This is a genomic window from Microbacterium sp. ET2 (genome assembly GCF_030347395.1).
Lineage (GTDB): Bacteria > Actinomycetota > Actinomycetes > Actinomycetales > Microbacteriaceae > Microbacterium > Microbacterium albipurpureum.
In genome coordinates this window covers 2,089,986-2,110,821 of the sequence record NZ_CP128170.1, presented here as the reverse complement: position 1 = coordinate 2,110,821, position 20,836 = coordinate 2,089,986, and the positions used below count along the sequence as shown (strand labels likewise).

Here is a 20,836-nt window from a genome sequence, read left to right as displayed (position 1 = left end):
CACGTCACTCGTAGAGGTCGGGCGGCTCGGGCGTGCAGCCGGCGGGTTCGGAGTTGCCGCTGATCGCGAAGTCCTCGCAGTACAGCCACTGCGACTGCGTGAGACCCAGGACGAACGAGATGATCGCGATCCCGCCGACCACACCGAGGATGAGCCATCGCGTGGACCGCCGGGTGAACGACGCGAAGTCGGGCCAGACGATGCGCACCAGCACCCACATCGTCAGCGGCAGCCCGGCGACGATGACGAGGATGCCGCCGACGGCCAGCAGCAGAACGGCGATGTTCGTCTCGTTCTCATTGAAGACGTACGACAGCACGATCCACAGCGACGGGGTGAGCAGCAGCAGCGCCCGCCCGAGCTTCGCGCCCACCGGCTTTCGCTCCACGAGGACGAACACCAGCGCAGCGGTGGACGCCGCCCACAGGGTCAGCAGCTGATCGAAGAAGAGATCGCCCCACGCGCCGATGGTGAAGGCGGGCCACCACACCACCAGCGACATCCCGACCATGACGACCCCGATGGGGACCGCGCGCTGGGTGTCATCCGGCTCCCGGGTCTGCTGTTCGCTCACCCGCCGCACGCTAGCAGCGGATGGCCCGGGTCCCGAGGAGCCGGGCCTCAGACGTTCAGCTGCGCCGCCAGATAGCGGGCGGGCTTGAGCGACAGCCGCGGCTCGGCATCGCGCAGCGTCCTGATCACGCGCAGCTCATCCTCGCGGGGTACACCCGCCGCATCCACCACCCGGCGTGCCCAGTCGCGGGCCCGCACCGACACCGCATCACCCTCGCCGGGGAACAGCTCGGCCAACTCACGCCGGGGATCGTCACGGTCGCCCCACATCAGATTCTCGAGCGTCGCCATCGCGGACTCCTTCCCGTTCGTGACGCCCACCCTCTCAGCGCGCCCGGCCCCGCGCCTCCCCCGCGCGACGGAGACGCATCGCTCCGCCCGCGGGCGGATGCCACGGCCGGTCGGCGCCTCTACCGTGGAAGGATGACGTCGCCCGCATCCACGATCGCTCGGGCTCCGGCGACACGCGCCGACTTCCGCGCCGACCTCGGCCTCGCGATCGGCCTCTTCGTCGGCGCCATCCTCAGCGCGGCCCTCGGCTCGGTCGCCGGCTTCTACGGCACCGACACCGCCGAGATCCAGTGGTCACTGCTGTACGGAGCCGCGCTCACCCTGCCGCTTGCCCTGCGGCGTCGCTACCCCGAGATCATCGCCGTCGTGGTCTCGCTGGCCTTCTTCATCGGGATGAGCGTCCGGATCCCCGAGCTGTACGTCGGCAACATCGCCGTCTTCATCGCGTTCTACACCGTCGGCGCCTGGGTCGATGACCGCCGGCGGGCCGTCATCGTCCGCGCGGTGATCACCGTCGGCATGTTCCTCTGGCTTCTGATCACCACATTCCAGGCCGTCACGGCGCCGACCGATGACGGGCTCTCGCGCGAAGGGATCTTCTCCCCCTTCGTCGCCTACATGCTCATCCAGTTCCTGGTGAACGTCGCCTTCTTCGGCGGGGCCTATTACATGGGCGATCGCGCGTACGCCTCCGCCCTGCAGCGCCGTGCGCTGGAGCTTCGCACAGAGGAGCTCGAGCGCGAGCGCGAACTGACGGCGGCGCAGGCGGTCGCCCTCGATCGCCTGAAGATCGCCCGCGAACTGCACGACGTCGTCGCGCACCACGTCTCCGCCATGGGGGTGCAGGCCGGTGCGGCACGCGCGGTGATCGAAAAGGACCCGGATGCTGCGCGCGCGGCGCTCTCAGGAGTGGAGTCGTCGGCGCGATCGGCCCTCGACGAGCTGCGCCATCTGCTGCAGACCCTGCGCACGGCCGATGCCGACACGGACGAAGGGTCCACCCTGTCGCTCGACGACCTGGAGGCCCTCGTCCGACACGCCGAGGACAACGGTCTGCCGACCACGTTCACCGTCGTCGGCGATCCGCTGCCCGTCCCCTACGTCGTGCAGGTCAATCTCTACCGCATCGCCCAGGAGGCGCTCACGAACGCGCGTCGTCACGCCGGTCCTGATGCCGGCGCCGACGTGCGGCTGCGGTACTCCCGCGACGGCGTCGAACTCGAGGTCACCAACACCGGTCGCGTCGCCACCTCCCCGCGCCCGGGCCTCGGTCTCGTGGGGATGCGGGAACGCGCGGCCGCGTCGGGTGGCGTCCTGGAGGCCGGGCCTCGCCCACGCGGCGGGTTCCGCGTTCGTGCGCACGTGCCGCTCGGCACCCCGAAGCCGCAGACGCCGCCGGTGGGCGTCGCGGTGGCCGAAGGCGCTTCCCGATGATCCGCGTCCTCCTCGTCGACGACCACGCCGTGATGCGCGCCGGGTTCCGGATGATCCTGGAGTCCGAGGACGACATCGCCGTGGTCGCAGAGGCCGCGAACGGTGCCGAGGCGGTCGCCGCGGCATCCGCGCATTCTCCCGACGTGATCTGCATGGACGTGCAGATGCCCGGAATGGACGGGATCGCCGCGACCCGGGAGCTGGTCGACGCCGGGTCTGAGGCGGCCGTGCTGATCGTGACGACCTTCGACCGCGACGACTACCTCTTCGAGGCGCTGTCGGCGGGGGCGAGCGGATTCCTGCTGAAGAACGCCGGGCCCGAGGAGCTCGTCCACGCGGTGCGGGTCGCCGCGGCGGGTGACGCGCTTCTCGCCCCCGAGGTCACGCGCCGGGTGATCCGCCGGTTCGCGGGCGGCGGCGGGCCGGCGGCCCAGGCATCCCCCCGCGAGGAGGATCGGCCGAGCGGAGGACTTTTCGCGCCGAAACGTCCTCGTCTGGACCGGATCTCGTCTTCTGGACCGCAGGCGGCGCCCGGCGCACCCGTCGTCGACCTCACCGACCGCGAGACCGAGGTGCTGCGCCTCATCGCGCAGGCGCTCAGCAACGCCGAGATCGCCGAGCGCCTGTTCATCGGCGAGGCCACGGTCAAGACCCACGTGTCGAACGTGCTGCAGAAGCTCGGCGCCCGCGACCGGGTCGCCGCGGTGGTCTACGCCCACCGCCACGGCCTGGCCTGAGAGGGGCCGTCAGTCGCCCATCTCTCCCGTGCGGAGCGCGCCGGCAGGGGCGTAGCGGAGGAGCACGGCCCCCTTCTCCGACACGATCGGGTCGCCGAGCAGCGCGAGGGTTGCGGGCGCGGCGCCCTCGGGGAACACCCGCTTCCCCCGGCCGATCACCACCGGGTAGGTGTAGAGCCGCAGCTCGTCGAACGCCGACGCCGCGAGGAGGGACTGGACGAAGTCGACGCTGCCGATGACGTGGACCTGCTCGTGCACGTCGCGAAGCGCGCGGACCGCCTGCACCGCGTCGGGGCCCAGCAGCCTCGCCCCCTGCCAGTGAAGTTCTGGCGCTCCGCGCGAGGCGACGTACTTCGGGATCGCCGCGAACGTCCGGCCGATGCGGCCGGCTCCGTCGCCCTCGACGTGGTGCGGCCAGTATGCGGCGAAGATGTCGTAGGTGCGGCGGCCGAGCACCAGGGCGTCCATCTCCTCGATACCTCGGGCGACCTCCCGACCCTCCACCTCCCCCATCACCGGCGCCTGCCAGCCGCCGTAGGGGAAGCCGCCCGAGCGATCCTCGTCCGGCGCTCCCGGCGCCTGTGCCACGCCGTCGAGCGAGACGAACAGGTCGATGGTGATGCGTCCGGTCATGTGGTCCCCTCCGCGCTTGCGTCCGTCTTCATCCTCGCCCGGCGAGGCGGCAGCGGCAAGAGCGACGGCCCCGGCCCGCCGAGGCGGGACCGGGGCCGTCGAGGGGGATCCGTCAGGCGTTGACGAGCCGTGCGCGTAACGGTCGACGAGCGCGTTGAACGCCTCGAGGTAGCTGACGAGGAACGCGGCGGTCTCGTCGCTCGTGATCTCGCCGTGCTCGGAGAAGAGGCCGGGGGTCGTCTGGACGTAACCCTCGGGCTGGCCGAGCGTCGGGGCGTTGAAGTGGCTGAGGATCGCCTTCAGGTGCTGCTGCGCGGTCGCCGTGGCGATGCCGCCCTGCGAGGTGCCGATGATGGCAGTGGGCTTGTGGTTGAACGAGCCCTGACCCCACGGGCGCGCCGCCCAGTCGAGGGCGTTCTTCAGCACGCCGGGGATCGAGCGGCTGTACTCGGGGGTGACGATGATCACGCCGTCGACGTCCTCGATCGCGCGCTTGAAGTCGCGGGCGACCTCAGGGAAGTCGGCGTCGTAGTCGGGCGAGTAGAACGGCAGGTCCTGGATCGGGATCTCGACCAGGGTCGTCCCCTCCGGAGCGAGACGCTCGAGGGCCTTCGCCAGGCGACGGTTGATCGAGGTCGACGAGATGCTCCCGACGATGTACCCGATTGTGCGGTTGCTCATTGAGTTCTCCTCCATAGATGGCGTCTCCCGGCGGGAGACCGCCGTCGGACATTCCAACGGGGTCAAAGGCCCGGCATCCGTTATCTATTCCCGCGTATGGAAATTCCTCTCGACGTCGTGACATCCCCCGCGGGGAGGAGGAGCCGGGCCGACGAGAAACCCACCCGGGGACGGATGCCGCGGGCGGGCCCGCTCCGTAACGTCGATGTCATCCCCGGCCGACCCCGACCAGAAGGAGCATCATGCTGGAGCTGAGAGGCATCACCAAGGCGTACGGCGGCCGCCGCGCGCTCGACGACGTGTCGTTCGACGTCCGCCCCGGGCGCCTGACGGGCTTCGTCGGCGGCAACGGCGCCGGTAAGACCACGACGATGCGCATCGTCCTCGGGGTCCTGGGGAAGGATGCCGGCACCGTCGCCCTCGACGGATCACCCGTCACCCCCGCCGACCGCCGCCGCTTCGGGTACATGCCCGAGGAACGGGGGCTGTATCCGAAGATGAAGGTGCTCGAGCACATCGTCTACCTCGCGCGCCTCCACGGCTTCTCCAAGCCCGACGCCACCGCCCGAGCCACCGCGCTGCTCGAGGAGCTCGGCCTCGGCGAGCGCCTCGAGGACAACGTCGAGACACTGTCGCTCGGAAACCAGCAGCGTGCACAGATCGCCGCCGCCCTCGTGCATCAGCCCGAGGTGCTGATCCTCGACGAGCCCTTCTCCGGCCTCGACCCGCTCGCGGTCGACGTGGTCGCGGGCGTGCTGCAGCAGCGGGCCGCGGCCGGCGCATCGGTGCTGTTCTCCTCGCACCAGCTCGACGTCGTCGAGCGCCTGTGCGACGACCTCGTCATCATCGCCGGAGGCCGGGTGCGCGCCGCCGGGGCGCGCGACGCCCTGCGCGCGGAGCACTCCGCCCACCGGTACGAGCTCGTGTCGGCCGGTGACGCCGGCTGGCTCCGCGACGAGCCCGGCGTGAGCGTCGTCGACTTCGACGGCGGGTACGCCGTCTTCGACGTCGACTCCGAAGACGCCGCGCAGCGGGTGCTCCGCCGTGCGGTGGCCCAGGGGGATGTCGCGAGCTTCGCCCCGCAGCATCCCACCCTCGCCCAGATCTTCAAGGAGGTCATCCAGTGAGCACGTCCACTCTTCCCGCCGCACCCAGCACCGCTCAGAGCGTGTGGCTCGTCGCCGAGCGCGAGATCGGGTCGAAGCTGCGCAGCAAGGCCTTCGTCATCTCCACCGCGATCCTCATCCTCGGCGCCCTCGCCCTGGTGATCTGGGGCGGCTTCACCGCCGGGAACTCGTCGGCGACCCCTGTCGCGGTCACCAGCAACGCGTCGCAGTACGTCGACGGCGTCGAGGGGCTCGAGGTCACCGACGTGAGCGACCGCGCTCAGGCCGAGGATCTCGTCGCCTCGGGTGATGTCGACGCCGCGGTCGTGGGCGACTCGTCCTCGCCGCTCGGCTTCATCATCGTGGCCGACTCGAACCCGCCGACCGACCTCATGCTCACCCTGGCGCAGGTGCCGCCCGTCGAGCTGCTGAACCCGGATGAGACCAACCCCCTCCTCCGCTACTTCGTCGCCCTCGGGTTCGGAATCGTCTTCCTCCTCGCCGCGTCGCTCTTCGGCGGCACCATCGCCCAGAGTGTGGTCGAAGAGAAGCAGACCCGCGTGGTCGAGCTGCTGATCTCGGCGGTGCCCACCCGGGCGCTGCTGGCAGGAAAGGTCATCGGCAACACCGTGCTCGCGGTGGGGCAGATCCTGGTGCTCGCCGCGGTGGCGGTGGTGGGACTCACCGTCACCGATCAGACCGCGCTGCTGCAGGGCCTCGGCGCGCCGATCGCGTGGTTCGCGGTGTTCTTCCTCTTCGGCTTCATCCTGCTGGCGGCGCTGTTCGCCGCGGCGGCGGCTATGGTGTCGCGCCAGGAGGACATCGGGTCGACCACGACGCCGCTGACGATGCTGATCATGGCGCCGTACTTCCTGGTGATCTTCTTCAACGACAACTCGCTGGTGCTGACGATCATGTCCTACGTGCCGTTCTCGGCACCCGTGGGGATGCCGATGCGGCTCTTCCTCGGCGAGGCGCAGTGGTGGGAGCCGCTGGTGTCGCTGGCGATCCTCGCCGCGACCTGCGTCGGGGCGATCCTCGTCGGCGCGAAGATCTACGAGAACTCGCTCTTGCGCATGGGGGCACGCGTCAAGCTGCGGGAGGCGCTGGCCGCCTGAGGCGCCGCGCCAGGGGGGATGCCGGAATTCCGGCATCCCCCTTTTTCCTCCTCGCCGAGAAACTAGGGTGGCGAGCATGAGCGCTGCGGAGAAGACGGCCACCGACCTGACCACCCTGATCATCCTCGGAGCATCGGGAGACCTCACCTCGAGGCTCCTCCTCCCCGCCCTCGGGCAGCTGCTCACCCGCGAGCCCGACCGCCGGATCCACCTCCGCGGCGCCGGAATGGATGACTGGGACGACGACCGGTGGCGCGAGGTGGTCAAGGCGTCCTTCGCCACGACCGGGTCGCAGAAGGCGTTCGCCTCGGTGGCGGAGACGACCTACACGAAGGCCGACATCACCGACCCCGCCGACCTCACCGCACTCATGGCCGGAAACGACGGGCGGGTCGCGCTGTACTTCGCCGTGCCGCCGGCGATCACCGAGCGCGCGTGCCAGGCGCTGACCGGGCTGGAGGTTCCCGAGGGGCTCATCCTCGCGATCGAGAAGCCCTTCGGCAGCGACGAGGCGACGGCTCGTGCCCTCAACGAGACGGTCGCGCGGATCGTCCCCGAGTCGCAGGTGTTCCGCATCGACCACTTCCTCGGACGGTCGACGACGCTGAACATCCTCGGCGCGCGGCTCGCGAACCGGGTGCTCGAGCCGGTGTGGTCGGCCGAGCACATCGAGTCGATCTTCATCGGCTACGACGAGACCCTCGGACTCGAGGGCAGGGCCGGGTACTACGACCACGCGGGGGCACTCGTCGACATGATCCAGAGCCACCTCCTGCAGGTGCTGGCGATCGTGGCGATGGAGCCTCCGGCGTCACTGTCCGAGATCGACTTCCGCGAGGCGACCGGCGCGGTCCTTCGCGCCACCGACGTCTGGCAGGGCGACCCGGTGGCCTCGTCGCACCGCGCGCGGTACACCGCCGGTGTCGTGCAGGCCCGCGCCCTCCCGTCGTACGTCGACGAGCCGGGAGTGGATCCAGCGCGCGAGACCGAGACACTCGCCCAGGTCGTGTTCGAGGTGCGCAACGCCCGCTGGCAGGGGGTTCCCTTCACGCTGCGGTCGGGGAAGGCGCTGGATGACGCCGAGCGCGAGGTGATCGTGCGATTCAAGCCCGTGCGGCACCTCCCCGACGGTCTCACCGGCAGCACCGAGCCGACCGTGCTGCGCTTCGCACTGGGCCCCGACCGGATGACGCTCGAATTGAACGTCAGCGGAGACGGCGACGCCTTCGAGCTCGAACGCGCCCGGCTCGTCGCCGACCTCGGCGAGGGGACGCTGAAGGCCTATGCCGAGGTGCTGTCGGGGATCCTCGACGGCGACGCGATGCTCGCCGTCCGCGGCGACGCGGCCGAGCAGTGCTGGCGGATCGTTCAGCCCGTGCTCGACGCGTGGCGCAGCGGCCAGGTGCCGCTGGATGAGTACCCCGCGGGCACCGACGGCCCCGCGGGGTGGCCGCGGCCCTAGGCGCCGGTCAGGCGCACCTCACGACGGAAGCGGCGCCTGCGGTCATCCGGACAGGGCGTCGTCCTGCATCACGGCGAGGACGTTACCGGCCGGGTCGCGGAACCACGCGATGTCGGGGCCCTGTCCCTCGCCGCGGAGGATGCCGCGGTGGTCGGTGGGGAACTCATCGTCGGAGTAGATCTTGGTCGTCACGCCGCGGGCGTTCAGATCGTCGACGGCCGCTTCGATGTCGGCGACGGGGAAGTTCAAGATGGTGAAGCTGGCGGGCTCGTGATTCGTCTTGCTGTACGCGAGGATGTGCGCCCCCGACGCCAAACCGATATCGAGGAAGCCCATCGGGTTGTCCCTGACGGTGAGTCCGAGCGTCTCGCCGTAGAACTGGCGCGCCGCGTCGATGTCGTCGACGCTGAAGCCGGAAAAGGCGTGGTCGGTGGTGAACATGGGTCCTCCTGAGTGGTGTCGGTGCCAGCCTGGCGCGTTCGGCGGTCGGCGTCCAGGGCTGAGGAGACCCGGCGGTTGACAGGCATTGAACACTTGTTCAATGATGTGCTGCGTGACTCCTCCCCCACCGGCATCCGACTCCACCCGCCAGCGCATCCTCGACGCCGCGGTGGCGTGCTTCGCCCGCGACGGGTTCGCCTGCTCCGTCCGCACGATCGCCGCCGAGGCGGGCGTAAGCGCGGCGCTGGTCATCCACCACTTCACCGACAAATCCGGCCTCCGTCGCGCCTGCGACGACGCCGCGCTCCACGCCGTGACCCACAAGGGCGAACCCGACGACGAGGTGAGCCGGCGCATGCTCGCAGAGCACCTCGCGCCTCACGTCCGCTACATCGCCCGCGCGTTGATCGAAGGGGGTGACAGCGCGGCCGCGTTCTTCGACGCGCTCATCGCGTCATCGGATCGGATCCTCGACACGGCGGGAATGCTCGCCGGCGCCTCGGCCGACGCGCGGGAAGACGCCCGCGTCGCGCTCACCGCCTACTCGCTCGCCCCCCTCCTCCTCGGCGGACTCATCGCCCGGCGCTTCGGGCACGACGAAGTCGACGCCGACGTGCTCCTGCGCCTGGACGCCGGGCTCGCGGCCGTGGCGCCCCTCCTCGGCGCGAGGGTCACGCGGTGAGGCTGCTGCTCCTGACGGCAGGCTCTCGGGGCGACGTCGAGCCGTTCGCCGCCCTTGCGCGCCGCGCGCAGCGGGACGGACACGACGTCACGCTGGCCGTGCCCGACAACTCCGGGGTCGACCTGTCAGGGCTCGACACCGCATCGCTCGGAGCGGACTTCCAGGCGATGATCGCCGCGCAGGGCACGTCGGTCCGGCAGGCGATGCGGAACTTCGCATCGGTCGTACGGCCGACCATGCGGGCCGTGATCGTCGGCGCGGCGCAGATCGGTCTCGATCACGGCGCCGACGCGGTCATCGCCCACCCCAAGGTGCTCTCGGCCCCGCACATCGCCGCGCGTCTCGGGGCGCAGCTGTTCGCCGTCGAGACCGTCCCCACCACCATTCCCACCCGCGAGTTCCCGGCCGCGGGCACGGTGCCGTTCGACCTGGGGCCGCTCAACCGGCTCACGTACCGCGCGGGCGGGGCCGCCGCGGCGATGTTCCGGCGTGAACTGGCCGAGGCGGCGCGGCTCCTCGGCGGCCCTCAGCCGCGCGCGGCGCGAGCGACACTCCTGCCCATCAGCCCGCAGATCCTGCCGCGCCCTGTCGATTGGCCTGCGAGCGCCCACCTCACGGGCGCCTGGGTGGGCGACGGCGACCAAGCCGTCGACGAAGAGGGGGATGCCACGGTGGCGGCCTTCCTTCGCACGGGGCCCACGGTGTCCGTCGGCTTCGGGTCGATGGCGCAGGGCGATCCCCTCGCGCGCGGTGCGGCCTTCGTCGCGGCCTCGCGCGAGCGCGGGTTGCAGACGCTGGTGCTCCGCGGCTGGGGCGGTGCCGACGTGCCGCCCGAGCTGCGGGGCGACGACGTGCTGGTCATCGACGGCGCTTCGCACGACCAGGTGTTCCCCCTCGTCGACGTGGCGGTGCATCACGGTGGTGCGGGGACCGCGCAGGCCGCCGTGCGCGCCGGCACGCCGTCGGTGGTCGTGCCGTTCCTGGCGGATCAGCCGTTCTGGGCGCGGACGCTCCGCGGCTGTGGCGTCGCCGCCGACCCGCTGTCGCGGCGTCACCTCACGGTGCGGCGCGCCGGTGGTGCCATCGACCAGGCCCTCAGGTGCCGGCGGCGCGCAGCCGAGCTCGGCCCCCTCGTCGCCGCGGAGGACGGCACCGGTCGCGCGCTCGAGCTGATCGAGGCCGGCTGAGCGGAATGTGCAGGCGTTCGCCTGTCCCCAACTCCTGCAGAATCGTCGATTCGAGCGGCTGAGGCGGCCGAATCAGGGGTTTCCGTCGCGAATTGCAGGAGTTGGGGTCACGCGCCCACGGCGGGCGGGTTCTTGTCGGGGTGCAGCACCGTGAAGAGCGAGTACGTCTCGCCGTCGGGGTCGGGCCCGCGGTCCTTGAACTCGCTCACGAGCGCGTAGAGCCGGTCCTGCAGCTCCTCCTTGTGCGCATCGTTGAGCTTCAGCCCCAGCCAGGTCGCGTCCAGGTCCTCGTCGGTGAGGCCCTCGATCTGCTGCAGGAACGTCTCGACCAGGACATGCGACCCGCCCGGCATCGACGTGCGCCACGACAGCCCGGTCGCCCGGTACGGCACCTCGCGCGCGCCCTGCGCGCCGCTGCGCTCGGCCTCGGCGGCGAGGTAGCCGGTGCCGACGAGCGTCCGAACGTGATGCAGCATCGTCCCGGGGTTCACCCCGAGAAGCTCGGCGAGCTCCTTGTTGGTGCGTGCCTCGAAGGCGCACAGGCGCAGCACCCGCAGCCTCAGCGGCGAGCTGAGCGCGCGCATCCGCGCCTCGGCCTCGGGATCCCCCGGGCGCAGCTCGATCCGCTCGCGACTCACGCCCCCACCTAACCACACCGATTGACTTCTCTCAATCAGCGCACCACACTGATCGACATGTCTCAATCAGTCGCTGCCGACGCCGCACCGAAAGGGTCTCTCTGGCGCGACCGCAACTTCCTCACGATGTGGACGGGGCAGGCGTTCAGCCAGTTCGGCTCGCAGATCACCGAGCTCGCGATCCCGGTGCTCGCCGTCATCCTCCTCCAGGCGACCGAGTGGGAGGTGGGCGTCCTGAACGCCGCCAACGTCGCCGCGTTCCTCATCGTGGGCCTGCCCGCCGGTGCCTGGATCGATCGGATGCGCAAGCGCCACGTCATGATCTGGGCCGACCTCGTCCGGGCGCTCGCGCTCGGTTCGCTGCCGCTGCTCTGGTTCGCCGGGATCCTGGAGATCTGGCACCTCATCGCCGTCGCGCTCGTGATGGGTGTCGCCACGGTCTTCTTCGACGTGTCGTATCAGAGCCTCATCCCCTCGCTCGTGGGGCCCGGTCAGATCGCCGAGGCCAACGGCAAGCTCGAGGCGACCCACCAGGTCGCGGGTCTCGCGGGGCCGGCGGTGGGCGGATGGCTCGTGGGCGTCCTCGCCGCTCCCGTCGCCATCCTCGCCACGGTGGCCACCTACCTCGCCTCCTTCGTCGCGCTGCTGTTCACACGCGACCACGAACCGCCCCACGAGCGAGAGAGCCGCCGTCCGCTGCACCGCGAGATCGGCGAGGGGCTCGGCTGGGTGTTCGGCAACCCGCTGCTGCGCCGCATCGTCTGCACGACCGGCACCGCGAACTTCTTCGGCACGATCGCCACGACGCTGCTGCCGATCTTCGTGCTGCGCGAGCTCGGACTCTCCCCCGAGATGCTCGGCGTCGTGTTCTCCCTCTCCGCCGTCGGCGGCCTCCTCGGCGCCATCGCGACACCGCACATCGTCAAGCGGATCGGCGAGGCCCGCGCCATCCCGATCAGCGCGATCATCTTCTGCCTGGTGCCCTTCTTCCTGCCGGCGATCTCGCTCGTGCCGGAGCTCGCCTTCCCGCTGCTGGTCATCCAGTTCTTCGGGCTCAGCTTCTCGGTGCTGCTGTACAACATCACGCAGGTCACGTTCCGGCAGCGCATCACCCCCGCACGCCTCCTCGGGCGGATGAACGCGTCGATCCGCTTCGTCGTGTGGGGCGTGATGCCCGTCGCCGCCCTGGTCGCCGGCGCCCTCGGCACCTGGATCGGCACGGTGCCGACCCTGTGGATCGCCGCAGCCGGCGAGCTGCTGTCGTGCCTGTTCGTGGTGATCGGCCCGTTCTGGGGGATGCGGGAGCTCCCCGACGCGCACGCGGACGCGTAGGCGCCGCTCCCGCGGGACGCAAGCCCCGGCCCGACCCGGTGCCGGGCGTGGTTGAGTGTGAGCATGGTCGCACGCATCCTCTCGATCGGCACAGCGGTTCCCGCCACCGCGCTCGCCCAGAGCGATGTGCGCGACTTCTTCACCCGGCAGCCCGGCGTCGACCGGCTCACCGGTCGGCTGATCGGAGCGGCGTTCGACGCCGCGGCGATCGATCGCCGGCACACCGTCCTGCACGAGTTCGGCCGTCTTCGCGGCGTCGACGGCACGGATGCCGCGCAGGCCGCGCCCGGCGGCGGGTTCATCGGCGCCGAGGGCGACCTCAACCGGCCCTCGACGGGCGATCGAAACGCCGCCTACACGGCGCTCGCGCCGGAGCTCTCGGCGCGAGCCTGCTCGCGACGCACTGGCGGACGGGCGCGTCGCGGCATCCGATGTCTCCCACGTCGTGACCGTCTCGTGCACGGGGTTCTTCGCCCCGGGTCCGGACTACCGGCTCGTCCGCGATCTGGATCTGAGCACGACGGTCGAGCGGTATCACCTGGGGTTCATCGGCTGCGCGGCGGCGCTTCCGGGGCTGCGCGCGGCCGCGCGGATATGCGCGGCCCAGCCCGAGGCGGTCGTGCTCGTCGTCTGCACCGAGCTCTGCTCGCTCCACATCCGCGCCTCGGATGACCCCCAGCAGATCGTGGCCGCCTCGGTGTTCGCCGATGGCGCCGCCGCGGCGGTCGTGACAGCGCGCGACGATCTGGCCGCCGGCGTGCCCGGCACGACGCTCGAGCTCGACCGCTTCGCCACGACGCTGACGAGCGAGGGTGAGTCCGACATGGTCTGGACGATCGGCGACGAGGGCTTCCTCATGACCCTGTCGGCCGAAGTCCCCCGCATCATCGGCCGCGAGATCCGGGACGCGGTCGGCGGATTCCTCGGCGACGAGCGCCCGGCGACGTGGGCCGTGCACCCGGGCGGTCGGAGTGTGCTCGACCGGGTCGAGCAGGGACTGGAGCTCTCCGACACTGCGCTCGACGCGTCACGGGCGGTGCTTCGTGACTACGGGAACATGTCGAGCGCGACGATCCTGTTCATCCTGCAGCAGATGCTGCGCGGTGGCCTCGACGAGGGTGAGCGCGTGGCCGCGCTGGCCTTCGGCCCGGGACTGACGGTCGAGGCGGCTCTCCTGACCGCGCGCACCGGCGGGCGCGCGTGACCCTCGCCGTGCGCGACACCCAGCTGCGCGAGCTCATGGACGACCCCGCCTGCGACCTGACCCGCCTGCACACCACGCTCCGCCGGTTCTCGGTGGTCAACCGGCTGGTGTCGGGATGGGGCGCGGTCTACCGGTCGCGCGTGGCGCCGTATCTGCGCGGGCTCGGGCGGCCCGCCCGGGTGCTGGATCTGGGATGCGGCGGCGGCGACGTCATCGCCCGGCTCGCCGCGCTGGCGCGCCGCGAGGGCCTGGTGGCCGAGTGGGTGGGTGTCGACCCCGATGAACGGGCCCTGGCCGTCGCCCGGCGGTATGCCGGTCTCGGCATACGGTTCGAGGCGACGGACTCGGCGGCGCTCCGCGCGGCCGGCGAGCGGTTCGACGTGGTGATCTCGAACCACGTGCTGCACCACCTCGACCAGGCGGCGTTCGCCGCGTTCCGCGACGACTCGCTCGCCCTGGTCGAGGGCGGGTCGCGCGGGCTCGTGCTGCACGGCGACATCGCCCGCGGGCGCCTGGCGTACGGCCTCTATGCCGTGGGGATCACGCCGCTCGCCCCGGGGTCGTTTCTGCGGACGGACGGGCTCCGCAGCATCCGTCGCTCGTATACCGGCCCTGAGCTTGCGACCGCCCTCGGGACGGGGTGGCGGGTCGAACGGCCCGCGCCGTTCCGGGTGCTGGCCGTGGCGGGGGGCCGCCGTGCCTGAGGTCGTCGTCGTCGGCGCCGGGCCCGTCGGGCTTCTGGCCGCCGCCGAGCTGCGGCGCCTCGGCCGCGACGTCACCGTGATCGAGCGCCGGCCGATCGCGGGGCCTGGGTCCCGTGCGATCGGGATCCATTCGCCGTCGCTCGCGGCGCTCGAACCGGGGGGATACACCGAGAGCCTGCTCGCCGAGGCGCTGCGGGTGGATCGGGGGGAGGCGCGCGCAGGCGGCCGGGTGCTGGGGGTCGTGCGATTCGATCGGCTGTCGCGCCGGTTCCCGTTCGTCGCGACGCTGCCCCAGGCCGCGACCGAACGCGTGCTGACGGATGGCGCGCCCGAGGTCGAGCGCGGGGTCACGGTCCGAGGGATCGTGGCCGAGCGCGGTGCGGTTCGGATCGACGTCGAACGGGCGGGGGAGCCCGGCGAGATGCGCGCGGCGGTGGTTATCGTGGCCTCGGGTGCGGGGGCACGCGAGCTCGTCTACCGCCCGGGCGCCGTCGCCGTGCGCGAATACGCCGACCGGTATCTCATGGCCGATGCCCCCGCCGGCGGTCGACCCGTGGCGGAGGTTCACCTCGACCGCGGGGGTGTGCTGGAGTCGTTCCCGATGCCGGGCGGCGTGCGCCGTTTCGTCGCCTGGGATCCGTCCCCGGAGGATGACGACCCCGCCGCCCGGACTGCTCGGCTGCGCGCGGCCGTCGCCGACCGCGGCAGGGCGGACGCTGCGGTCTCGATCGACGGGGCGACGTCCTTCCGGGTGCGACGGGCCGTCGCCCCGCGCCTGCGCCGCGGGAGGGTCGTCGTGATCGGCGACGCCGCGCACGAGGTCAGCCCCATCGGCGGGCAGGGGATGAACCTCGGGCTGCTGGATGCCGCGACACTCGCCCCGCTCGTGGCGGCGTGGGTGCGCAACGGCGAGGCGCCCGACGCCGAGCTCGAGCGTTGGGAGCGGCGGCGGGTCGCCTCGGCACGGCGCGCGGCGATGCTGGCGTCACTGAACACCGGGCTCGGGCGGCCGCGCGGCGCGGCGGCGGACGCGACGCGACGAGTCGCACTGCGCGCGCTCCTCGCCGGACCAGGCGCGCGGGCCTTCGCCCACGCGTACGCGATGGGCCTCGACCGCGATGCGTGAAGGTCTTGCTGTGTCCCTAACTCCTGCAACCCGGGGCTCCCACCCCGCTCAGAAGGGGTTCTGAGACCGAGAGACGCGATTCTGCAGGAGTTGAGGCCGTGGCGGCGCGGGGCCCTCGACGCGTAGCGTTGACGCGTGACCTTCCTCGATGTCGTGAACCACCTCGACGCCACCCGCGTCGTCGCCATCATCACCCGCCGCCAGGACGGGTCGCCCACCGCCACCCCGATCTGGGCCGTCGTGATCGACGGCGTCCCCTACGTGCGCTCGGCCTACGGCGAGAAGGCGTGGTGGTACCGCCATGTCATGGCGGGTCGCGACGTCGCATTCGCGATGGCGGACGGCGCCGTCGCGGAACGCGACAAGGCAGTGGCCCTCGATCTTCCCCGCGAGCGCGTCGCCCTCGAGCCCGTCCCCGCCGACAACCCGATCAACGACCGCATCGACGAGGCGCTCTGGACCAAGTACGCCGATGAACCCTCCTCGGTCGAGGAGACGATCACCCCGCGCGCCCGCGCCTGCACGTTCCGCGTCGTCGCCGCCTGACTCCAGGCCCCCGCGCACCTCAGACCCGGAGCGCTCCGCCCGACAGGATGAGCTGGGCCGCCAGGAGGAGCGCCGACAGCATCACCAGCCGGAACAGCGTCCGCCCGGGCGCGCGATTCACGGTCAGCACGACCGTCACGACCGCCAGCGCGATCACGGCCGCGAACAGCACCCACGACACCACCGCGACCCGGGAGACATCGCCGGCGACCGGACCGAGCAGCACTGCGAGCGCACCGGCGACGACGCCGAGCGCCGCGAGCACCGTCGACGCGCGAGCCCCGAGCCGGTGCGGCAGCCCCCGCACTCCTGTCTCACGGTCGGCGTCGAGGTCGGGCAGCACGTTCGTCAGATGCACCGAGGCGCCGAGCGCCGCACCGGCGACCGTCGCCCACGCCGGCGCCAGGGTCGGCGGCGACGCGGCGAGGGTCGCCAGCGACGGAAGTGACCCGAAAGCGACGAGAAACGGCACGATCGACAGCGGGGTCGACTTCAGGGGCCGGTTGTAGACCCACCCCGACAGGATGACGACGCTGTTGCCGATGAGCACGCCCCACCCGAGCGGTGCCGAGAACGCCAACGCCACGATGACGCACCCGACGGCACCGATCCACGCGACCCGGCCGCTGATGTCTCCGCGCGCGATCGGCTTGTCGTTGCGGCCGACCGCACGGTCGCGGTCGGCGTCGATCGCGTCGTTGGAGATGCCGATCGACAGCTGGCCGAAGAACACGGCGGCGGCGAGCACCGCGATGCGCCAGGCGTCCAGCCCCGCGGCGATGCCGAGGCCCGCCGACAGCGTGGTGACGACGAGGGTCGGTCCGGGATGGGACGACCCCCACAGCGCCCGGACGATCCGCATCATCCGACGCTAGCCGACCGCGGGGCGGTCAGTCCTCGAGGATCGCCTCGATCACCTCGTCGTCGTCCGCCCCGTCCGCTGCACCGGCGCCGCCGGGCACGTTCGCCGGACCGTCGCTCGTGAGCACCAGCGACGATCCGTCGGCCGCGACATCGACCCGCACGAGATCGCCGTCGCGCACCCCGCCCGAGAGGATCGCCATCGCGAGGCGGTCCTGGATCTCGGACTGGATGAGCCGGCGCAGCGGCCGCGCCCCGAACACCGGGTCGTACCCGCGCTCGGCGAGCCAGGCTCGGGCATCGGGGGTGACGGCGAGGGTCAGACGCCGGTCCTTCAGCCTCCGCTGCAGCGCGTCGACGGCGAGTTCGACGATCTGGGCGAGATCGTCCTCGGTGAGCGCCTGGAAGATGACGATGTCGTCGAGGCGGTTGATGAACTCGGGCTTGAACGCCTGCCGGACGAGCGCCTGCACCTGCTCGCGCTTGACCTCGGTCGACAGCGTCGGGTCGATGAGGATCGGCGACCCGAGGTTCGAGGTCAGGATGAGGATCACGTTCTTGAAGTCGACCGTGCGCCCCTGCCCATCGGTCAGGCGCCCGTCATCCATCACCTGCAGCAGCACGTCGAACACCTCGGGGTGCGCCTTCTCGACCTCGTCGAGCAGCACGACCGAGTACGGCCGGCGACGCACCGCCTCGGTCAGCTGTCCGCCCTGCTCGTAGCCGATGTACCCGGGAGGAGCGCCGACGAGCCGCGACACCGTGTGCTTCTCGCCGTACTCCGACATGTCGATGCGCACCATGGCGTGCTCGTCGTCGAAGAGGAACTCCGCCAGCGCCTTGGCCAGCTCCGTCTTGCCGACACCGGTGGGCCCCAAGAACAAGAACGACCCCGTCGGCCGGTTCGGGTCGCTGATGCCCGCGCGCGAGCGCCGGACCGCGTCCGAGACCGCGCGCACCGCGTCGCGCTGGCCGATGAGACGCTTGCCGAGCTCCTTCTCCAGGTGCAGCAGCCGCTCGGTCTCACCCTGCATGAGGCGCCCGACCGGGATCCCCGTCCAGGCGGCGATCACCGCGGCGATGTCCTCCTCGGTGACCTGGTCGTTCACCATCCGGTCGCCGGCCGGCTCCTCGCGCTCGGCCTCGACGAGGTCGCGCTCGAGCCGCGGGATCTCGGCGTAGAGGATCCGCGAGGCCTTCTCGAGGTTGCCCTCGCGCTGCGCGCGCTCGGCCTCGATGCGGGCGGCATCCAGTCGGGTCTTCAGGTCGCCGACCCGGTTCAGCGACGACCGCTCGCGCTCCCAGCGCGCCTGCAGCTCGTCGAGCTTGGCCTGCTCCCCTGCGAGGCTCTCGCGCAGCGCCGCGAGACGCTCGCGCGAGGCGTCATCCTTCTCCTTCTTCAGCGCCAGCTCCTCGAGCTTCAGCCGGTCGACGTGCCTGCGCAGCTCGTCGATCTCGAGCGGCGCCGAGTCGATCTCCATCCGCAGCCGCGACGCCGCTTCGTCGATGAGGTCGATGGCCTTGTCGGGCAGCTGGCGGCTCGGGATGTAGCGATGGGACAGGGATGCCGCGGCGACGAGCGCCCCGTCGGAGATCGCGACCTTGTGGTGCGCCTCGTACCGCTCTTTGAGTCCGCGCAGGATCGCCACGGTGTCTTCGACCGACGGCTCGCCGACGTAGACCTGCTGGAAGCGACGCTCGAGCGCGGCATCCTTCTCGATGAACTCGCGATACTCGTTCAGCGTCGTCGCACCGATGAGCCGCAGCTCGCCGCGGGCGAGCATGGGCTTGAGCATGTTGGATGCCGCGACCGACCCCTCACCGCCGCCGGCGCCCATCAGCACGTGCAGCTCGTCGATGAAGGTGATGATCTTGCCGTCGGATTCGGTGATCTCCTTCAGGACGCTCTTCAGACGCTCCTCGAACTGACCGCGGTACATCGCGCCCGCGACGAGCGCGGAGATGTCGAGGGTGACGAGCTCCTTGTCCTTGAGCGACTCCGCGACGTCGCCGGCGACGATCCGCTGGGCGAGACCCTCGACGACGGCGGTCTTGCCGACGCCGGGCTCGCCGATCAGCACCGGGTTGTTCTTGGTGCGGCGGGTGAGCACCTGGCTGACCCGGCGGATCTCGCTGTCGCGCCCGATGACGGGGTCGAGCTTGCCCTGCCGGGCACGGTCGGTGAGATTGATCCCGAACTGCTCGAGGGCGCTCTGCTGCTCCTCTTGCCCGGGCATCTGCGTGGCTTGCATGGGTTCTCCTGAAGACTGAGGGACTCAAGAGGAAAAACCTGAGTCGGTATGGCTCAAGTTTAGCAGCGCCTCGGCGCTGCGGCAATGGCACCGTCGGATGAGACCCCTCTCATCTCCGCAGATTTCCCTTCCCCGCCCGCTCCCGCGTCACTACGGTCGGGAGGGTCGGCGTCGACGAGGTCGCCGGCATCCGAAGGGAGAGCCCTGTCGCTCACGAAGCGCAGGGTCGCGGCGGTCACCGCCGCGGCCGCCGTCATCACCACGATGGGAATGGCCGCACCGGCCTACGCGGTACCGGTCGCCGACACACCCGAGAAGATCGTCAAGGCCGTCAAGATCAGCCAGGTGATGAACCACCTGAAGCAGTTCCAGAAGATCGCCGACGCCAACGACGGCAACCGTGCGTCGGGCCTGCCGGGCTACGACGCATCGGTGGACTACATCGTCGAGGAGCTCACGCGCGCCGGCTACTCGCCCGAGGTCCAGGAGTTCCCCTTCACCTACACCGAGGAGAACAGCGCGCTCAGCCGCGAGGACCCGGCCGTGACGTGGGTCGACGGGCAGGACTTCCTCCGCAACGGCTTCGACCCCAGCGCGCCGGAGGGAACCGCCACGGGCGCGCTCGTGCCCGTCGATCTGGTCACACCCTTCCCGGCGGACGGCACGAGCACGAGCGGGTGCGAAGCCGACGACTTCGCCGGCTTCCCCGCCGGCGGCGTGGCACTGGTCCAGCGCGGCACGTGCGACTTCGTCGTGAAGGCCCTGAATGCGCAGGCCGCGGGAGCCTCCGCGGTGATCGTCACGAACGACGGTCGCCCCGGCCTCGTGCAGATGAGCGGGGATGCCACAGGGCTGACCATCCCGGCCGTGTTCACATCGTCCACGGTCGGCGAGGACCTCGCCGCCACCCCCGGCGCGAGCGTCACCGTGACGGTGGACTACTTCTCCGAGGAACGCGCCACCTACAACGTCTTCGCGGAGACGAACACCGGAGATGACGCGAACGTCGTCATGGCGGGCGCGCACCTCGACAGCGTTCAGGCGGGCGCGGGAATCAACGACAACGGGTCGGGCAGCGCAGCGCTCCTCGAGACCGCGATCCAGATGCAGCGCGTGGAGCCCACGAACACCGTGCGCTTCGCGTGGTGGGGCGCGGAGGAGGAGGGTCTCCTCGGAGCCGACCACTACGTGTCGAATCTCACGCCGGAACAGATCGACGACATCGCTCTGTACCTGAACTTCGACATGATCGGCTCGCCGAACCACGTCTACGGCGTCTACGACGGCGACAACTCCAGCGGTACCGCGCCGGAGGGCTTCATCCCCGCCGGGTCGGCGGAGATCGAGGACGTGTTCGAGCAGTTCTACACCTCCCAGGGCGTGCCCTTCCAGGACACCGAGTTCTCCGGACGCTCCGACTACGGGCCCTTCATCGCCGTCGGCATTCCGGCGGGCGGCCTGTTCACGGGCGCCGAAGGGATCAAGACCGAGGAGGAGGCCGCTCGCTTCGGCGGTCTCGCCGGCGTCGCGTACGACCCCTGCTATCACCAGCTGTGCGACAACCTCACCGGTGAGGGCCAAGACGAGGTGCTCTACAAAGATCTCGCTCGCTCGGTGAAGCAGCGCCTCACCGGCAATGTCAACCGCACGGCGCTCGACGTCAACTCCGATGCTCTGGCGTCGGCGATCATCACGTTCGCCTTCGACACGTCGATCCTCACCGGTGGCGGAGACGGATCTCAGGGGGCGACGGACGGTCCGTCGACCCCCGGTGGCGGGTTCCTGCACGACCACGGGCATCACACCGAGGCGGCGGCGCGCTGACGCC

The 20,836-nt window shown here is 71.0% G+C and carries 18 protein-coding genes and 3 pseudogenes; 13 read left to right on the top strand and 8 right to left on the bottom strand.

Features of this window, described 5'->3' with window-relative positions; genetic code table 11:
- Positions 1-4: 4 nt before the first annotated feature.
- Both QSU92_RS10255 and QSU92_RS10250 read right to left on the bottom strand, forming a co-directional pair.
- Positions 5-574 (bottom strand): hypothetical protein, encoded by a 570-nt coding sequence (locus QSU92_RS10255; protein WP_289261487.1) that lies wholly within the window; start codon positions 572-574, stop codon positions 5-7.
- A 47-nt stretch (positions 575-621) separates the two neighbouring features.
- Complete coding sequence (locus QSU92_RS10250) at positions 622-864, bottom strand: hypothetical protein (RefSeq protein WP_289261485.1); 243 nt, start codon at positions 862-864, stop codon at positions 622-624.
- Positions 865-996: 132 nt separating this feature from the next.
- On the opposite strand from QSU92_RS10250, the gene QSU92_RS10245 reads away from it, so the two are divergent.
- A complete protein-coding gene (locus QSU92_RS10245) occupies positions 997-2,298 on the top strand; it encodes a sensor histidine kinase (RefSeq protein ID WP_289261484.1) in 1,302 nt (433 codons plus the stop codon).
- A complete protein-coding gene (locus QSU92_RS10240) occupies positions 2,295-3,035 on the top strand; it encodes a response regulator (RefSeq protein WP_289261482.1) in 741 nt (246 codons plus the stop codon). The genes QSU92_RS10245 and QSU92_RS10240 overlap by 4 nt, the downstream gene beginning before the upstream one ends.
- 9 nt (positions 3,036-3,044) lie before the next feature.
- Here the strand turns inward: QSU92_RS10240 and QSU92_RS10235 are convergent.
- Positions 3,045-3,596: pseudogene (locus tag QSU92_RS10235) on the bottom strand (dihydrofolate reductase family protein); the annotation flags it as partial.
- Positions 3,597-3,800: 204 nt separating this feature from the next.
- Positions 3,801-4,349, bottom strand: a pseudogene (locus QSU92_RS10230) (NADPH-dependent FMN reductase); the annotation flags it as partial.
- Positions 4,350-4,591: 242 nt separating this feature from the next.
- On the opposite strand from QSU92_RS10230, the gene QSU92_RS10225 reads away from it, so the two are divergent.
- The 3 genes from QSU92_RS10225 to QSU92_RS10215 all read left to right on the top strand — a co-directional run bounded on the left by QSU92_RS10225 (position 4,592) and on the right by QSU92_RS10215 (position 8,035).
- Positions 4,592-5,476 (top strand): ABC transporter ATP-binding protein, encoded by an 885-nt coding sequence (locus tag QSU92_RS10225; RefSeq protein WP_289261479.1) that lies wholly within the window; start codon positions 4,592-4,594, stop codon positions 5,474-5,476.
- A complete protein-coding gene (locus QSU92_RS10220) occupies positions 5,473-6,573 on the top strand; it encodes an ABC transporter permease (RefSeq protein ID WP_289261477.1) in 1,101 nt (366 codons plus the stop codon). Before QSU92_RS10225 ends, QSU92_RS10220 begins: the two co-directional genes overlap by 4 nt.
- Before the next feature lie 76 nt (positions 6,574-6,649).
- On the top strand, positions 6,650-8,035 hold the full coding sequence (locus QSU92_RS10215) for a glucose-6-phosphate dehydrogenase (RefSeq protein ID WP_289261475.1): 1,386 nt from the start codon (positions 6,650-6,652) through the stop codon (positions 8,033-8,035).
- 42 nt (positions 8,036-8,077) lie between these two features.
- Here QSU92_RS10215 and QSU92_RS10210 read toward each other — a convergent pair whose 3' ends face one another.
- Positions 8,078-8,476: a VOC family protein gene (locus QSU92_RS10210; RefSeq protein ID WP_289261473.1), complete on the bottom strand. Its 399-nt coding sequence runs from the start codon at positions 8,474-8,476 to the stop codon at positions 8,078-8,080.
- A 112-nt stretch (positions 8,477-8,588) separates the two neighbouring features.
- On the opposite strand from QSU92_RS10210, the gene QSU92_RS10205 reads away from it, so the two are divergent.
- Positions 8,589-9,158 carry a TetR/AcrR family transcriptional regulator gene (locus QSU92_RS10205; RefSeq protein ID WP_289261471.1) on the top strand — a complete coding sequence of 190 codons (570 nt, stop codon included), beginning with the start codon at positions 8,589-8,591 and terminating at the stop codon, positions 9,156-9,158.
- Positions 9,155-10,345 (top strand): glycosyltransferase, encoded by a 1,191-nt coding sequence (locus QSU92_RS10200; protein WP_289261469.1) that lies wholly within the window; start codon positions 9,155-9,157, stop codon positions 10,343-10,345. The genes QSU92_RS10205 and QSU92_RS10200 overlap by 4 nt, the downstream gene beginning before the upstream one ends.
- Before the next feature lie 107 nt (positions 10,346-10,452).
- Here QSU92_RS10200 and QSU92_RS10195 read toward each other — a convergent pair whose 3' ends face one another.
- On the bottom strand, positions 10,453-10,929 hold the full coding sequence (locus QSU92_RS10195) for a helix-turn-helix domain-containing protein (protein WP_422880441.1): 477 nt from the start codon (positions 10,927-10,929) through the stop codon (positions 10,453-10,455).
- A gap of 111 nt (positions 10,930-11,040) precedes the next feature.
- Between QSU92_RS10195 and QSU92_RS10190 the strand changes: the two genes are divergently transcribed.
- From QSU92_RS10190 to QSU92_RS10170, 5 genes and pseudogenes are all read left to right on the top strand, one after another.
- Positions 11,041-12,315, top strand: coding sequence for an MFS transporter (locus QSU92_RS10190; RefSeq protein ID WP_289261465.1), 1,275 nt, complete (start codon positions 11,041-11,043; stop codon positions 12,313-12,315).
- Positions 12,316-12,378: 63 nt separating this feature from the next.
- Positions 12,379-13,519, top strand: a pseudogene (locus QSU92_RS10185) (type III polyketide synthase).
- The gene (locus tag QSU92_RS10180) at positions 13,516-14,223 is read left to right on the top strand and encodes a methyltransferase domain-containing protein (RefSeq protein WP_289261463.1); all 708 of its coding nucleotides are present in this window, start codon (positions 13,516-13,518) and stop codon (positions 14,221-14,223) included. Before QSU92_RS10185 ends, QSU92_RS10180 begins: the two are co-directional and overlap by 4 nt.
- Positions 14,216-15,349, top strand: a complete 1,134-nt coding sequence (locus QSU92_RS10175) for an FAD-dependent oxidoreductase (protein ID WP_289261462.1) — start codon at positions 14,216-14,218, stop codon at positions 15,347-15,349. Before QSU92_RS10180 ends, QSU92_RS10175 begins: the two co-directional genes overlap by 8 nt.
- 135 nt (positions 15,350-15,484) lie before the next feature.
- Positions 15,485-15,895 (top strand): DUF2255 family protein, encoded by a 411-nt coding sequence (locus QSU92_RS10170; RefSeq protein ID WP_289261457.1) that lies wholly within the window; start codon positions 15,485-15,487, stop codon positions 15,893-15,895.
- A gap of 19 nt (positions 15,896-15,914) precedes the next feature.
- Here the strand turns inward: QSU92_RS10170 and QSU92_RS10165 are convergent, their stop codons facing one another.
- Positions 15,915-16,757, bottom strand: a complete 843-nt coding sequence (locus tag QSU92_RS10165) for a UbiA family prenyltransferase (protein WP_289261455.1) — start codon at positions 16,755-16,757, stop codon at positions 15,915-15,917.
- A 28-nt stretch (positions 16,758-16,785) separates the two neighbouring features.
- Positions 16,786-19,008, bottom strand: a complete 2,223-nt coding sequence (locus QSU92_RS10160; RefSeq protein ID WP_289261454.1) for an ATP-dependent Clp protease ATP-binding subunit — start codon at positions 19,006-19,008, stop codon at positions 16,786-16,788.
- A gap of 270 nt (positions 19,009-19,278) precedes the next feature.
- On the opposite strand from QSU92_RS10160, the gene QSU92_RS10155 reads away from it, so the two are divergent.
- Complete coding sequence (locus QSU92_RS10155; RefSeq protein WP_289261452.1) at positions 19,279-20,832, top strand: M28 family peptidase; 1,554 nt, start codon at positions 19,279-19,281, stop codon at positions 20,830-20,832.
- Positions 20,833-20,836 lie beyond the last annotated feature (4 nt).